Source organism: Microcoleus sp. BROC3 (assembly GCF_036702515.1).
Taxonomy (GTDB): domain Bacteria; phylum Cyanobacteriota; class Cyanobacteriia; order Cyanobacteriales; family Microcoleaceae; genus Microcoleus.
The window spans coordinates 82,193-96,189 of the sequence record NZ_JAUBTQ010000008.1 but is presented as its reverse complement, the minus strand read 5'-3'; the positions used below and the strand labels follow the sequence as shown (position 1 = coordinate 96,189).

Here is a 13,997-nt window from a genome sequence, read left to right as displayed (position 1 = left end):
AGTCCGCCTGGGACTTAAGCGGATTCCCGGTTTTAGCATAGCTGTCGGCCTCAAAAAATCTGCTTGCGCCCCCTTGACAAAACCCCAAAAAATATCATACACTAATATTACGAACGCTAACTAATAAACCTATGGTTATTACATCCACTGTCGATCGCACAAATCTAGCTCAGTGGCACGACGTTCTCGCCCCGCAAAGCCTGGGCTACCGGCTCAAACTGCTGGCACAGTTAGGCAGCCGCAGGCTGCAAGAGGTACTTGAACCCTATGGATTGACACCTTTTCACTGGCTGGTACTGTGCTGCTTGTGGCAAGAAGACGGTTTGCCGACTTCCAGCATTGGCGACAAACTGCAACAGGTAGGCGGGACGCTGACAGGCGTGCTCGATCGCATGGAAGAAAGAGGCCTAGTCCGCCGGGAGAGAGACACCCGCGATCGCCGTATATGGCGTATATGGCTGACAGACTCCGGCACGGAACTGCAAGAGATATTGCCCCCGCTAGTAGCTGAAATCCGAGATCGAGCTGTCGAGGGCATTTCAGAGGCCGATCGAGAACTTTTTTCCCAACTGATCGATATCGCGATCGTCAATCTCTCGTAAACCGACAAATCGCTCTTTTGAGTGAAGCCTAGCAGCATCTACCTCCACTAAATTAAAAATAATCGTAAAATACTACGCACTCTTAAAAAAAGCCGTCTTACTAAATAAAAACTACGCACCCTAAACAAACGACATCTTACTAAAGTATCAGGAATCAAATACCATGAAAGGCACAAACGAAACCAACCCAGCAGAATTCAACGGCAACGGCAAAGCAGTCGCCGTATTAGAAAAGCCGATCGACGACACCATCGCTAAAAGCCTACCCGTAACGCCCGCCCCAGAAACAGAAATCAGCGCCCCCGCCGAGGTCAAAACAGGCGCAGAAACAGAACTCCAAGCACCCCTGCCGACGGCTGCAACACCCAAGAAAAAAGCCCCGAAAGCGTTGATATTAGCAGTGCTGGGCATAGGGGCGATCGCCGCAGGCAGCTTCGGCTACCGCTACTGGCAATACGCCTCCATCCACCAAGAAACCGAAAACGCCACAGTAGCCGGACACATCCACCAAATCAGCAGCCGCGTCAACGGTACTGTCAGCGAAGTCTTAGTACAAGACAACCAACAAGTAAAACCCGGACAACTGCTGATCGAACTCGACCCCCGCGACTACCAAGTTAAAGTCCAACAAGCCCAAGCAGCCTTAGAAAACGCCCGCCGCCAAGCCGAAGCAGCCGAAGCCAATATTTCCCTAGCCTCTCAAACCAGCCAAGGCAAAACAGCCCAAGCCCAAGGAGATATCGGCAGCGCCAACGCTGCCATTTCCACCGCCCAAGCAGCAATTAGAGAAGCGCAACAAGGCGTACCCGCAGCCGTTGCCGCAGTCGCTGAAGCCGAAGCCGGCGTACCCGCAGCGCAAGCTAAAGTCGCCCAAGCCGAAGCCGGAATTCCCCAAGCCCAAGCCAAAGTGACGGAAGCCGAAGCCGGCATTGCCGCAGCGCAAGCTCAGCTAGTACAAGCGCAAGCCAATCTCGTCAAGACGCAAGCTGATTATAAACGGTACGAAAGCTTGCAGGAAGAAGGTGCGATCGCCCGCCAGCAGCTAGACTCCGCCAAAGCCGCCTACGAAGTAGCCCAAGGCCAAACCAGCGCAGCCCAACAAGGAATTGCCCAAGCCAGAGCGCGCTTAGCTCAAGCCAAAGAAGGCGTAACCGCAGCCCAAGCAGCAGTAGCCCAAGCTCAAGAAGGGGTAAAACAAGCTCAATCCCAAGTAGCGCGCGCCCAAGTCGGCGTCGCCAGCGCTCAAGCTAAAGTCGCCCTAGCGCAAGAAGGCATCAGCACCGCCGAAGCCAAACTTGCTGCATCAAAGGGCGGATTGCAACAGGCGCAAGCTACGGGAGAACAAACTAAAGTCAGTCGATCGCAGTATGATGCTGCTAAAGCTGCGATCGGGCAGTCGGAAGCGGCGGTTAAAGACGCTCAACTGCAACTTTCCTACACGAATATTACTGCTCCCGCCGCCGGACAAATCGGCCGCAAATCCGTTGAAGTCGGGCAGCGGGTGCAGCCGGGAACTCCGTTAATGGCGATCGTCAGTAACGATTTGTGGGTAGTTGCTAACTTCAAAGAAACGCAACTGGCAAACATGAAACCAGGCCAAAAAGTAGAAATCAAATTAGATGCTTTTGGTGGTCGCAAATTTGAAGGTCATCTCGATAGTTTCTCCCCTGCTTCTGGCGCTCAATTCTCCTTATTGCCTCCCGATAATGCTACGGGAAATTTCACCAAAGTTGTGCAGCGAATTCCGGTAAAAGTTGTGTTTGATGCCGAAAGCATTAAAGGCTACGAATCGCGGATTGCACCGGGGATGTCTGCTACGGTAAATGTGGAACTGAAATAAGGGAAGAACACGGATGAATTTAGAAGTCTGGGATTTGATTTTTGGTGAATAGAAGAGGAAATCCCCGACTTCTGGGAGGTTGAGAAGTTTGAAAAGTCTGGGATTTAATTTTTTTCGGTTAAGGGCGATCGCCCTTGCAATATCATTTTGGAAAGTTAGGGATAGGGTAGTGAAAAGGAAACCGAAATCTGGTTCGCCAGCTCGAACACGGGTTGTTGCTTTGTGATGAGTGGCCATCGATTACAATCGGAAAAATATTATTGCAAATAAAACCACTCTATGGTATACTAGAAGATTGTGAATATTAATCAAAAGTAAAGTAACAAGCCCGGAGAAATCAAAATGACACAGCAAACCCTGCACGGAACCAGCCGCAAAAGAAAAAGAACATCCGGTTTTCGCGCCAGAATGCGCACCGCAACTGGTCGATTGGTAATCAAATCCCGCCGCAGCAAAGGTCGCCACCGCCTCGCAGTCTAGCACTGCATCAAGGTGGAGAGACCTCAAAGATCGCCCTACGCCATGTTGCCCGAGACAAACCGACTCAAGCACCGAAAAGACTTCAGCGCCGTCTACCGCAAGGGAATCCGCCGCAACTCCGCTCATTTCAGCTTAAGAGCTCTGCGCAAACCCAAAAGCGTCGAATTAAGCAAACCGACAGCCGAGAAATCCTTGCAGCCCACTCGCACAGGCATTTCTATCAGCCTGAAAGTCAGCAAGCGCGCTGTAGTCCGCAACCGGATTAAGCGCCAGATTCGGGCAGCTTTGCGACAGCTATTGCCCAGATTAAAATTCGGGTGGGATTTAGTAATTGTCGTGCGTCCGATCGCACAAGAGTGCAATTATGCAGAAATTCTGCAAGAATTAGAGCAGTTGTTGGTAGAAGCCGAGGTACTAGATGGGAATTCGAGAGGAAGTATATTATGAAGGCGGCCCCGCGCCGGGAGACTTGATCATCAACTTACTCCTAGGGCTGACTGTGGTGGGAATCCCCCTCGCAGTAGGAGCAATTGTCCGGGCTCTGTGGCTGCGGTATCGGATCACGAGCCGCCGAGTGTCCGTAACCAGCGGTTGGATGGGGGGCGATCGCACCGACGTTATCTACTCAGATATAGTCAAAATGGTCACAGTACCTCGCGGTTTCGGGAGTTACGGAGACATGGTGCTCACCATGAAAAATGGCAGTCGCTTGGAACTCAGAGCTATTCCGAAATTTCGAGCAATGTATGACTACATTAACGAAAAACTGCCGGCAGCAGCTCAAAAAGCAAACGCGGCCCAAGCTAAATAACCGAACGCCTTCACCCTCAAATCAGGGTAAAGTCAGTGCGAGTATTGGCCAAATCATTACCACAAACCCGCAGACCGGGCGGTCGATCGACGGGCAATGTCCTAAGATAGAGACAAAACCCGAAAAATTGAGGCGGCTCGCGTTCAGCGGGTAAAAATAGTTCTCAACAGTAAACATAGAGCACCTAAATTAACGAACAAGCGAATGGATTTTGGTATCTCGTTTCTCTCCAACAACCTCATGCTCCCGATCCTAGATTTTTTCTACGGGATCGTGCCAAGCTACGGTTTAGCGATCGTAGCACTGACGCTCGTGATTCGCTTTGCTCTTTATCCTCTCAACGCAGGCTCTCTTCGCAATATGCGGCGCATGAAAGTAGCGCAGCCGTTGATGAAAGAGCGAGTAGATCAAATTCAAAAACTCTATAAAGAAAATCCTGCAAAACAGCAGGAGGAAATGAGCAAAGTATACAAAGAATTTGGCAATCCTCTAGCAGGATGCTTCCCGTTGGTGCTGCAAATGCCAGTGCTGTTTGCACTGTTTGCAACGCTCCGGGGTTCGCCGTTTTCTGACATAAATTACAGCGTTAACGTTCAAGTTTTGCCCAAAGAACAAATCGAAACTGTTCAACCGCAAGCTTTTGCTACACCGCCCCAAAATATTTACGTCACAGGTACTTTTCATGCTCCAGTTGTAGGCGTAATTCCAGGCGGCGACAAACTCGCAGTCGGCGACACAACCAAGATTAATTTTCAAACCCCAGAGGGCAAACCTCTCAAAGTTTTAGCTGCAGAAAATAAGAGCGAAATCGACTTTGAACCAGGCTGGAAAGTCATTAAAGGCGAAGATCTGATCAAGGTAGACGAACAGGGAAACATCACGGCCTTAGCGCCCGGTGAAGCCACAGTTCAAGGCACAATCCCCGGATTGGCTAGTAACAAAGGATTCCTGTTTATTGAAGCTCTAGGCCGCGTTGGCGCGATCGACTCAGACGGTACAATCCACTGGGATATTTTGGTGATGATTTTGGGCTTCGGCATAAGTTTATATATCAACCAAACCCTTTCGGGACAAGCACAAGGGCCAAACGACAACCCCCAACAGGCTACAGTAAACAAACTGACGCCAGTCATATTTTCAGGGATGTTTTTGTTCTTCCCACTGCCCGCCGGCGTGTTGATGTATATGCTGATTGCTAACATCTTCCAGACTGTTCAGTCGTTTATTTTGTCGCGAGAACCGCTGCCCGAAAACCTCCAAAAAATAGTGGACGAAGCAGAGGCGAAAACCCAAAAAGAACAAGGATTAGATGCACTTCCCTTTGAGCCCAAGCGTTCTAAGAAAAAGGCTTGATTTTAACAACAATGAAAGATTCTCAAATGCAGCGCGGACAGCAATGGTTAGAAGAATTGCTAAAACTGTCCGCAATTCCTTCAAAAGTGGTATGCGAACAACAAGAAGATTGCTACTGGATGACAATAGATGAAAGCAATCTGACTCGAGAACAAGTTGCAATCTTAGTCGGGACAAACGGTAATGTAATAGATGCCATTCAGTACCTCTGCAACACGGTTCAGAATATAGGTCAGGAAGTAGAGGAGTCAATTCCTTATACAGTTGAACTCAATGGCTATCGCATCCGCCGTCAAGAGGAATTGCGCTCGATGGCAGAGTACGCAGCAGATCAAGCGAGATCGACGGGAGTCGAATTTGAACTAAAATCGCTGTCTTCGGCAGAACGCCGTCAAGTCCACAGCTTTTTGAGCGAATGTGAGGATATAGAAACTTACAGTCAAGGACAAGAACCCGACCGGCGTTTGGTAGTGCGGCTGCGCTGACAATAAAAAGAGAAAAAAGGAAAAAGGAAAAAGCGAAAAATTAGCTATTCCTTTTGACTTTTGACTTGTGCGTTGAGACAAACATAATAAAACGGCGAGAGATTATTATGGAGACAATTTATATCCCTCATCTCCTCACAAAAACTGAGCGAAAAGAGGTCATAGATTTTGAAGAATTTATCCCTGATTTAGAAACTCTTACTCCGGTGCGGGGGCGACTGCAAGTGACTCACCAAGGGAATTATCTTGAGGTGAAGGCGAAAGCAGAAACAATTGTTACTCTCACCTGCCACAGATGCTTGAAACAATACAATCACCGTTTGGCACTCAACTCATCTGAACTAATCTGGCTCGAAGAAACAGCAAATCAGACAGATTCAAGTTCAGCAGAAATAGAAGTGGCTTTAGAAGATTTGGTGGAAAATTTGTCGCCTGGCGGCTATTTCTCTCCGGGCGATTGGGTGTACGAGCAAATGTGTTTGGAACTGCCGCACAAACAGCTATGCGATGCTCAATGTCCGGGAATAAGTTTAAATGATGCAGAAGAGGCAGAAAGCTCAGAAGCTTCATCGGACATTCGCTGGGCCTCTCTGGCAGCACTTAAACGGCAATTGCCTTCGTCGGTTGACTAATAACTAATGAGTATTTTTAGCGACGAGTTTGAACTGCTGCTGCGATCGCGCTACCCCCTAATTTACATTCCCACACGGGAAGAAGAGCGCGTAGAAGTGGCGATCGCCCAATGCGCGAAAAAACAGGGTTCTCGCGCTGTCTACATCTGGGATTTTGTTGACGGCTACCAAGGCAATCCCAACGATGCCGGTTTTGGCAAGCGCAACCCCCTGCAAGCTTTGGAATTTCTCGAAAAATTGCCCGCCTCCGCACCCGCAATTTTTATTCTGCGCGACTTTCAGCGGTTTTTAGAAGATGTCTCGATTTCCCGCAAGCTGCGCAATTTGGCAAGAGTCCTAAAATCTGTGCCCAAAAATATTGTCATCGTATCTCCGATAATTTCGATCCCGGAAGACCTCAGCGAAGTGATGACTGTTTTGGAGTTTCCCCTGCCTGCGGCGGCGGAAATCAAAATTGAGGTGGAAAGGCTGTTAGGGGCTACCGGACAAGCCATTGAAGGGCGTTTGCTGGACGAAATGGTGCGCTGCTGTCAAGGGTTGTCGATCGAACGAATTCGCCGAGTTTTGGCAAAGGCGATCGCCACCAGAGGCGAACTCCATCCCGACGACGCGGAATTGATTTTAGAAGAAAAGCGCCAAACAATTCGCCAAACTCAAATTCTGGATTTTTACCCAGCCCGCGAAAATATCTCCGATATCGGCGGTTTGGACAATCTCAAAGAATGGCTGCTGCGGCGCGGCGGTGCTTTTTCCGATCGAGCGCGCCAATACGGTTTGCCACATCCCAGAGGTTTGTTGTTAGTCGGAATTCAAGGAACCGGAAAATCCTTAACTGCAAAGGCGATCGCCCACCACTGGCATTTGCCTTTGCTGCGGTTGGATGTCGGGCGCTTGTTTGCCGGATTAGTCGGAGAATCGGAATCGCGCACCAGGCAAATGATTCAGCTAGCGGAAGCTTTGGCCCCCTGCGTGCTGTGGATTGACGAGATTGACAAAGCTTTTGCGGGATTGGACGGTAAAGGCGATTCCGGGACAACCAGCCGGGTGTTCGGGACTTTTATTACTTGGTTGGCCGAAAAAACTTCGCCGGTGTTTGTGGTAGCAACAGCCAACAACATCCAGTCTTTGCCGCCAGAAATGCTGAGAAAAGGCAGGTTTGACGAAATATTTTTTGTGGGTTTGCCGAGCCAGGAGGAACGGCGGGCGATTTTTGAGGTACATTTATTGCGGTTGCGATCGCACAGCATCAAAAATTACGATGTAGAGCGCTTGGCTTACGAAACTCCCGATTTTTCAGGGGCAGAAATCGAGCAAACTTTGATTGAAGCCATGCACATTGGATTTAGCCAAAATCGAGACTTTACCACAGATGATATTTTAGAATCAGCTAGTCAGATGGTGCCCTTAGCCAGAACGGCTCAAGAACAAATCCAGTTTCTCCAAGATTGGGCCGCTGCGGGGAAAGCTCGCCTTGCTTCTAGATACGGCAGTTTGAGCCGCCGGATTCAGGGGTAAGCTTTTGAAGTCAGTAGTCAGTAGTTAGTAGCCAGTTGTCAGTTGGCAGTTACCAGATTTTACTCAACATTCAGCAGTCAACACTCAACACTCAACACTCAACCTTCTGCCTTCTGCCTCCTGCCTTCTGCCTTCTATCCGTTACATCCGTTACAGAATCCGTTGCCGAACTTCCTTCTTCCTTCATTTGCGGTTTTATGAACAGTGTATATAGCGTTTTCAAATTTTTAGTGGGTTTTCTGCTAGCGATCGTCCTGATGGCAGGTGCTAGCGTGGCCGCTGCACTTTACTTTGCCGCTAAGCTAACTACTGCGCCCGAAAAACCTGTTTTTTCTAACGACAAAACACCAGCTCAGGTTGCAGGCACTGCGCCGAAGTCAACAGTCCAGGCTAGCGCTGTTTCTACATCTAGCGATGCCCCGTCTCCGAAACCGCTGGAACCGGGAGCTTACCGAGCGATGGTGACTCAGCCGATCGGCTTAATTCTCCGGGATACTGGTAGCCGAGACTCGAACCGCATTGGCGGTGTTGGTTACAAAGAAAAAGTTGTGGTTTTGGAAGAGTCGCCCGACAAAGAGTGGCAGCGAATTCGAGTTGAAGATGGCAATCGCGAAGGTTGGGTTAAAGGTGGCAATACTGAAAAAGTTGAGGACGAATAAAAGTTAGACAAAAATATACTCATCTGATTGTGAGGGTAGGGAAACAATCGCAGTCTGCGGTTGTTCACCAAGCTCGGGTTTTTTTCTATCTCTTGTTTCAAATGGTAAAATACACATTTACCGAAAAAAGTCAAGTTAAATTTATTTGCGCTATTTAGGATTGCTGTGTGAGGCGCATAGACTGCGGGTGCGATCGCCCCTGCAAAATCTTGAATTTGACATAAAAGCTCAGCGGAAAAAAGGTTTCAAGAGCTAAAACTCCACAGAAAAACTCGAAAATACATCATATTAACTTATATTATTAATGAGAGTATGTTAAGAAAATTAGCAAAATTTTAAGGTTAGTTGCAAAACGCAGGCTGTTGTCACCTCAGCAGAGGCAAGAGTGGTAGCTTGGATGACAAGATGTAAGTTTTCAGCTCTTCAGCTAGCAACAATAAAAAATATGTACGACAAACGTCCCGATCGAGATTTGGCGACTGCTGCTGTTACTGCGGCTTTGGGAGCTGGGGTCGTTACCTCTTTTGCGGTGAGCAGAGGGCAAAACCCGCTGGTAGCCATCGGAATTACTATTTTTGCAGCGGGAGTAGCTGTAATTTGCGATCGGTTCGGCTTAATTTAAGCGATCGTCGATTTTTTAGTCCTGGACGCACGGGTGGTCAGAAACCGGGTTTTTATTGCGAAAATACTGCATCCCGACCTTGAAAACTGGTAAAAACCCGGTTTGTTTGGTATTTATGCGTCCAGGACTATTTTTAATACAAAGTCAAATTATCACAAAATCCCCACCTTGTTTGCAACTCGCAAGGGTGGGGATTCTTATTTGCTGGTTTTTAGATCGGTGTTACTTTCCTAGACGCACTCGCAACATTAAGAAACCGCGTTTCTTAACACAAAAGCTCTGACTTCAGACTCTTTCCCAGACAACAAATTAAAGTGATGACAGCCTGGGCGCAAGTCTTGTGGTAATTTCAGAGGCAGCCAGATAAAATATTAGCCAGCACTACCCCAGAACTTATCGTCTTTTGACCTCAAAGGCTAAGACTATGCCTGCAAACTTTTTTCCTAACACTCGCGTCTCTGTAAACTGCGATGCTATCTTAGTTGTTACCTGTAATTATTGTTGAAGGTAAATTTTTTCAAAAACGGGTGCTTCGCGCAAACAGGTAAAACTTAGCCTTAATAAATCCTTAGCAACCCAAAGCTCAGCTTGAGTTTGCTCTTACACCCCACCCACAATTTCACAGTAAAAAGTTATGGAATCCCTCGCCTACCTAGAACTGGCTCTTGTTTGCGAAGCACCCGCAGAGTCGAAAATTTTTGATGAGTCCAAGTGGCAAAACCTATCCAGTCAGACTTATCTCCGTTTGCTGTCTCTGGCTTTGATGCTGTCGGTTTTGAGTGCAGCCGGTGCGGCTTTTGCTCAAATAGATCCGGTTTATCCCAATGTGCGAGCGGTTCAAGACAGGTTGCGGGATCTCGGCTATTTTCCCAGATATTCCACCGGTCAACTCGGGCCGGTTACTAAACAAGCTCTGACTAACTTTCAGCGAGACTATCAACTGTCCCTGACTGGCAGGCCCGATCGAGCTACTGTGATCGCACTCAACAGTTTTGCCGGGGATGACGATCGACCTTTTAAAACTATTTATACCAATTATCGGGAATTGGGTTTTGGAGACGCGGGTGCAGATGTTTCGGCTCTCCAGCGCAGGTTGAAGCAGCTAGGCTACTTCAGCGCGCATCCCACAGGGAGTTTTCGCGAACTTACTCAAAATGCGGTTAGATACTTCCAGCGAATTAATCGACTGCGGGTCACTGGAGTTGCCGACAGGCAAACTTTAGCTTTGCTGTTTGGTTCCACCCGGCCGGTTCCCCCCGTTACCCTTCCGGGGGATATTTCGGGAAATGGCGGTTGCAAGGGGCTGCGGTTCGGGGACAGAGGGGCGACTGTAGACTTGATCCAGCGGCAGTTAAAAGCTTTGGGCTATTTTGAAGGCAACATTGACGGCAAGTTTCGCGAACGCACTCTCTACGCTGTGACTCGTTTTCAGCAAGATTACAATTTGGTTTCTGACGGCTGCGCTGACACGGCTACTTTGACTGCTATCGATTTCCAGATGAGGCAAGCTGAAATTACCTCCTGGACTGAGGAAGATGACCCACAAAGTAATGCCGAAGATTTTCTGGAGTTGGGCGATAGAGGCCGACAAGTAGAATTTGTGCAGCGGCGGCTGCAAGAATTGGGTTATTACAGGAGCCAGATTCACGGTTGGTTCGATCGACCAACTCAGGCAGCTTTGATCCGCTTTCAGAGGGATAGCGGGCTGTTCGGGACTGGAAGGGTCGATCGCAGCACTCGATCGGCTTTGCGGCAAGGCAACAGGCAGGCCGCAGCGCCTGTGCCGCAAATCGCCGCTGGTCTGCGACGGGGCGATACTGGGCCTGCTGTCCGACAGCTTCAGTCTGCGCTCAGAAGTGTGGGCAAAAATCCCGGCCCGGTGAACGGAGTATTTGGAGCCGAGACCGAGTTTGCGGTTCTGTCGTTTCAGCAGGAACGCAATTTGTCACCGGCGACGGGTATTGCCACTCCGGCGACTTTGGCTGCGATCCAAAACCGATTAGCTGGGCGGGTAGCTGTTCGTGCTGTTCCAATTAGCAGCACTTTCAACTCTCGATCGAGCATTCAGCAATGACAAAGGCGACTGCAAGACCTGGGCTTTTACAAAGACCCCATCGGCTGAGTTTTTGATGCTTAGACCAGAGACGCCCTCGATCGAGCGAGGGCGCAGTTACGGGGTCAGCAGCGACGATTTGTTGAACCAAACTTTTTAGCAGCGGACTTGCGGACGCTGCTGCATCAAAGAAATCGGGTTTCTGGTTTCCGACTGATTCTTGAAATGATGTATGTTCCTGAAGAAACCCGGTTTCGGCGTAACGGCGAATCGCACTTGCGCCTAAGAGTTTTGTTAAAAATGGTAACAACCTGTACTTGAAATCCGAAAATAGTGTATATTCACTCGATTGCATCCTGGGCGCTGCTGCCGTGCTGGGCGATCGACCTCGGACAAGACCAATTGCTGGAAACCAAAGACGGCCATCCCATCCGCAAAGCTTCGTGGCACACCGTATGAATGGTTAGCTGGCAGTCTAGCAGGTGCAACCCAGACTTTTCAGCTTGCTTCAGGCCAATTTTTAAAATCGAATCGTTGTTAAATTCGATCGTTCTGTTGCACTGAACGCAGACTAGGTGGTGGTGGTGATGCGGGTAAGGCTGGTTTATTTCATAGTGTTTGTGACCTTCTGCTAGTTCGAGTTCGCGTAGCAGGCTCATCCTTGCCATTAACTTTAAAGTTCGGTAAATGGTGGACAAGCTAATGTTTTCTCCGCGATTTTTTAACAAAGTGTACAAATCCTCGGCACTCAGGTGATTGCCTTTGGGGAGGTTCTGAAAAACGTGCAAGATGGTTTCCCGTTGGGGAGTCATCCGCCAGCCTTTGTCATTGAGTTCGGATTTGAATGAGGACGCGGTGTAAAGTGCCATAGTGACCCTCTCAAGAAAGTCTGCCTATTGACAATCATACACAACGATCGAGATATTTTGCAAATATCGGAGCTTATTGAAAAAAGGTTGAAGAAAAAATTTGGTTTTTGATATTTTTTGACCCCGCCCAAAAACCCATACTTGCTTTCCGACGGCAGTGGCGAGCAGACCAAAATTCAAGCTCCCAGATTCATCTGTGGAGTAAATCTAAAATCTAAAATTGACTAACTTTTAAGCAGTTTTATGCCTTGTGGCAGAGGACAGAGAAGTTATGTAGAAGTAAATAGTGTTACTTCTGCCGTATGCCTCCTGCCTTCTGCACAAGTGCCGAATGCCTCGCTGTGCGATCGATCCGGCCCGCGGGCCAATTTAAGTCAGAGACTCCAAATAGTCGCGCACGCGGTTGCGGCGCTTGGGTTGGCGGAGTTTTTGCAAGGCTTTGGCTTCTATTTGGCGGACTCGCTCGCGGGACAAGTCGAGAGCGCGACCAATTTCGGCCAGCGAGTAGGGGTGCCCGTCGCCCAAACCAAAGCGCATCAAAATTACATCTCGCTCGCGGCTGGTCAAATCTGCCAGCAGTTGCTGCAAGTCGCGGTGCAGAGCTTCTCGCATCAGCATTTCTTCTGGGGAGATGCTGTCGGTTTCGAGCAAGTCGCCCAACTCTGTATCTTTTTCGTTGCCTACTTTAGTTTCCAGAGAAACAGAGCGGGGGACTCGCAGCAAAACTTCTCGGACTTGGGGTGCGGTCATGTCCAACTCGACAGCGATATCTTCGATCGTAGCTGTCCGACCTTTTTCTTGAGAAATTTTGCGCTGGGCTTTTTTGATTTTGTTAAGTTTTTCGGTGATGTGGACGGGGAGGCGAATGGTGCGGCTTTGAGTGGCGATAGCCCGCGTAATTCCCTGCCGAATCCACCAGTAGGCATAGGTGCTAAACCGATAGCCCCGCGTCGGGTCAAACTTTTCTACAGCTCGCTCCAGTCCGAGAGTACCTTCTTGTATTAAGTCGAGCAATTCTAAACCGCGATTTTGATATTTTTTCGCCACCGAAACCACCAGGCGCAGGTTCGCCTTAATCATGTGGTCTTTCGCTTCGACGCCTTCAGCTTGAATTCTTTCGATCGTCTCGACCGTCATCTCGGCTAACTCTGCCCACTGGCGCTTGCCTTCGGACATAATTCGCTTGAGTTCTGGCACGTCGCCGACGCCGGCGGTTAATGCCCAGCGTTCCAGGGAAGGTTTGTGTCCCAACTGTGCTGCCAAGTGATCGCGCACCTCAATTAAATGCACGAAGCGCTGTATCAGCCCTTCTTCCTGGGAAGCGGTGGTTTTGCGCAATTCGAGCAATTTGATATAGCGCTGAACTTTTTGAGCTTCGGAGACTTCTTCGTCTCGACCTAACAGACGAACCCGACCTATTTCTTGGAGGTACAGGCGCACTAAATCTGTAGTGCGGCGGCTGGCATTTTTTTGCAATTTTGCTGCTGGGTCTGCATCCTCTGTCTCTGCTGGGTCTTGGTCGAGCAGTTCGTCTCCAACTTCTTCAGCATCTTCATCCAACACATCATCTTGCAAGGGATTGACTCGCAGTTGTTCGTCGAATTCAGCTTCAGCGTAAAAAGAGGTGGCTGGCATAGTGATTTTCTCAGTTGCTCCGGGTGAAAAGATGCTACGCTTAGCGGTTATTTATAATTATGATGCCCAGTTTGTTAAGACGAAGCATCACCGCTTTGTGTTTCTTTACTAACTTTCCTGACTTTTCTGCTGTTGTTCGATCGAACTTTTGCTGCCCCACTTGTTTTACCAAGATTCTGGAAAATGCTAAGAACTTTCTGATGTAACAGGTTGAGGGCCCGGAAAGTGTGTTGTACTTCTTTGTTTATGTAGCTAGTATAGATAGTGACTCGCTAGAAACAAGTGACGTTCGTCAGAAGTTAAGTTAATCTTCATCACCGATAAGCTGGTTCCCGATCACTTTTGAAAATTAGCGATTTTTTTAATAAAACTTTATATAACTTGGCGCTCTTGATTAAAGATATCGCAGTGAGTGCGGATGTTTAATCCCTGAAAAAATAT

General features: G+C 48.7%; 15 protein-coding genes. 12 read left to right on the top strand and 3 right to left on the bottom strand.

The annotated features are described in order from the left end of the window. Window positions 1-131 precede the first annotated feature (131 nt). The 12 genes from QUB30_RS07275 (at window position 132) to QUB30_RS07220 (ending at window position 11,073) form a co-directional block, all read left to right on the top strand. Complete coding sequence (locus tag QUB30_RS07275; protein WP_333331203.1) at window positions 132-602, top strand: MarR family transcriptional regulator; 471 nt, start codon at window positions 132-134, stop codon at window positions 600-602. A 163-nt stretch (window positions 603-765) separates the two neighbouring features. Then, the gene (locus QUB30_RS07270) at window positions 766-2,442 is read left to right on the top strand and encodes an HlyD family efflux transporter periplasmic adaptor subunit (protein WP_333331200.1); all 1,677 of its coding nucleotides are present in this window, start codon (window positions 766-768) and stop codon (window positions 2,440-2,442) included. Window positions 2,443-2,784: 342 nt separating this feature from the next. Then, the gene (gene rpmH / locus QUB30_RS07265) at window positions 2,785-2,922 is read left to right on the top strand and encodes a 50S ribosomal protein L34 (protein WP_332943895.1); all 138 of its coding nucleotides are present in this window, start codon (window positions 2,785-2,787) and stop codon (window positions 2,920-2,922) included. A gap of 42 nt (window positions 2,923-2,964) precedes the next feature. Continuing rightward, window positions 2,965-3,369: a ribonuclease P protein component gene (rnpA, locus tag QUB30_RS07260; RefSeq protein ID WP_333331195.1), complete on the top strand. Its 405-nt coding sequence runs from the start codon at window positions 2,965-2,967 to the stop codon at window positions 3,367-3,369. Continuing rightward, window positions 3,341-3,733, top strand: coding sequence for a PH domain-containing protein (locus QUB30_RS07255; protein WP_333331192.1), 393 nt, complete (start codon window positions 3,341-3,343; stop codon window positions 3,731-3,733). The genes rnpA and QUB30_RS07255 overlap by 29 nt, the downstream gene beginning before the upstream one ends. 204 nt (window positions 3,734-3,937) lie before the next feature. Then, window positions 3,938-5,086 carry a membrane protein insertase YidC gene (gene yidC / locus QUB30_RS07250; RefSeq protein ID WP_333331188.1) on the top strand — a complete coding sequence of 383 codons (1,149 nt, stop codon included), beginning with the start codon at window positions 3,938-3,940 and terminating at the stop codon, window positions 5,084-5,086. Window positions 5,087-5,097: 11 nt separating this feature from the next. Next, the gene (locus tag QUB30_RS07245) at window positions 5,098-5,571 is read left to right on the top strand and encodes a R3H domain-containing nucleic acid-binding protein (RefSeq protein WP_333331185.1); all 474 of its coding nucleotides are present in this window, start codon (window positions 5,098-5,100) and stop codon (window positions 5,569-5,571) included. Between the two features lie 107 nt (window positions 5,572-5,678). Continuing rightward, window positions 5,679-6,203, top strand: a complete 525-nt coding sequence (locus QUB30_RS07240; protein ID WP_333331182.1) for a YceD family protein — start codon at window positions 5,679-5,681, stop codon at window positions 6,201-6,203. 6 nt (window positions 6,204-6,209) lie between these two features. Beyond that, window positions 6,210-7,718 (top strand): AAA family ATPase, encoded by a 1,509-nt coding sequence (locus QUB30_RS07235; RefSeq protein ID WP_333331179.1) that lies wholly within the window; start codon window positions 6,210-6,212, stop codon window positions 7,716-7,718. Window positions 7,719-7,915: 197 nt separating this feature from the next. Next, the gene (locus QUB30_RS07230; RefSeq protein ID WP_333331176.1) at window positions 7,916-8,377 is read left to right on the top strand and encodes an SH3 domain-containing protein; all 462 of its coding nucleotides are present in this window, start codon (window positions 7,916-7,918) and stop codon (window positions 8,375-8,377) included. Between the two features lie 445 nt (window positions 8,378-8,822). Further along, window positions 8,823-8,999 (top strand): hypothetical protein, encoded by a 177-nt coding sequence (locus tag QUB30_RS07225; protein WP_333331173.1) that lies wholly within the window; start codon window positions 8,823-8,825, stop codon window positions 8,997-8,999. Between the two features lie 634 nt (window positions 9,000-9,633). Beyond that, a complete protein-coding gene (locus tag QUB30_RS07220) occupies window positions 9,634-11,073 on the top strand; it encodes a peptidoglycan-binding protein (protein WP_333331170.1) in 1,440 nt (479 codons plus the stop codon). Here QUB30_RS07220 and QUB30_RS07215 read toward each other — a convergent pair. The 3 genes from QUB30_RS07215 to sigC all read right to left on the bottom strand — a co-directional run bounded on the left by QUB30_RS07215 (window position 11,045) and on the right by sigC (window position 13,556). Then, the gene (locus tag QUB30_RS07215; protein WP_333331167.1) at window positions 11,045-11,407 is read right to left on the bottom strand and encodes a hypothetical protein; all 363 of its coding nucleotides are present in this window, start codon (window positions 11,405-11,407) and stop codon (window positions 11,045-11,047) included. The two genes, QUB30_RS07220 and QUB30_RS07215, sit on opposite strands and share 29 nt — an antisense overlap. Next, window positions 11,394-11,921 (bottom strand): transcriptional repressor, encoded by a 528-nt coding sequence (locus QUB30_RS07210; protein ID WP_333331164.1) that lies wholly within the window; start codon window positions 11,919-11,921, stop codon window positions 11,394-11,396. Before QUB30_RS07210 ends, QUB30_RS07215 begins: the two co-directional genes overlap by 14 nt. Before the next feature lie 369 nt (window positions 11,922-12,290). Beyond that, window positions 12,291-13,556 carry an RNA polymerase sigma factor SigC gene (gene sigC / locus QUB30_RS07205; RefSeq protein WP_333331160.1) on the bottom strand — a complete coding sequence of 422 codons (1,266 nt, stop codon included), beginning with the start codon at window positions 13,554-13,556 and terminating at the stop codon, window positions 12,291-12,293. Between the last annotated feature and the right edge of the window lie 441 nt (window positions 13,557-13,997).

What these genes read in the sequence shown, in the direction of transcription:
- sigC (WP_333331160.1), bottom strand. Translation starts at nt 13,556, where the DNA reads ATGCCAGCCACCTCTTTTTACGCTGAAGCTGAATTCGACGAACAACTG.
- QUB30_RS07275 (WP_333331203.1), top strand. Translation starts at nt 132, where the DNA reads ATGGTTATTACATCCACTGTCGATCGCACAAATCTAGCTCAGTGGCAC.
- rnpA (WP_333331195.1), top strand. Translation starts at nt 2,965, where the DNA reads ATGTTGCCCGAGACAAACCGACTCAAGCACCGAAAAGACTTCAGCGCC.
- QUB30_RS07210 (WP_333331164.1), bottom strand. Translation starts at nt 11,921, where the DNA reads ATGGCACTTTACACCGCGTCCTCATTCAAATCCGAACTCAATGACAAA.
- yidC (WP_333331188.1), top strand. Translation starts at nt 3,938, where the DNA reads ATGGATTTTGGTATCTCGTTTCTCTCCAACAACCTCATGCTCCCGATC.
- QUB30_RS07235 (WP_333331179.1), top strand. Translation starts at nt 6,210, where the DNA reads ATGAGTATTTTTAGCGACGAGTTTGAACTGCTGCTGCGATCGCGCTAC.
- QUB30_RS07240 (WP_333331182.1), top strand. Translation starts at nt 5,679, where the DNA reads ATGGAGACAATTTATATCCCTCATCTCCTCACAAAAACTGAGCGAAAA.
- QUB30_RS07255 (WP_333331192.1), top strand. Translation starts at nt 3,341, where the DNA reads ATGGGAATTCGAGAGGAAGTATATTATGAAGGCGGCCCCGCGCCGGGA.
- QUB30_RS07215 (WP_333331167.1), bottom strand. Translation starts at nt 11,407, where the DNA reads ATGCAATCGAGTGAATATACACTATTTTCGGATTTCAAGTACAGGTTG.
- rpmH (WP_332943895.1), top strand. Translation starts at nt 2,785, where the DNA reads ATGACACAGCAAACCCTGCACGGAACCAGCCGCAAAAGAAAAAGAACA.
- QUB30_RS07225 (WP_333331173.1), top strand. Translation starts at nt 8,823, where the DNA reads ATGTACGACAAACGTCCCGATCGAGATTTGGCGACTGCTGCTGTTACT.
- QUB30_RS07270 (WP_333331200.1), top strand. Translation starts at nt 766, where the DNA reads ATGAAAGGCACAAACGAAACCAACCCAGCAGAATTCAACGGCAACGGC.
- QUB30_RS07230 (WP_333331176.1), top strand. Translation starts at nt 7,916, where the DNA reads ATGAACAGTGTATATAGCGTTTTCAAATTTTTAGTGGGTTTTCTGCTA.
- QUB30_RS07245 (WP_333331185.1), top strand. Translation starts at nt 5,098, where the DNA reads ATGAAAGATTCTCAAATGCAGCGCGGACAGCAATGGTTAGAAGAATTG.
- QUB30_RS07220 (WP_333331170.1), top strand. Translation starts at nt 9,634, where the DNA reads ATGGAATCCCTCGCCTACCTAGAACTGGCTCTTGTTTGCGAAGCACCC.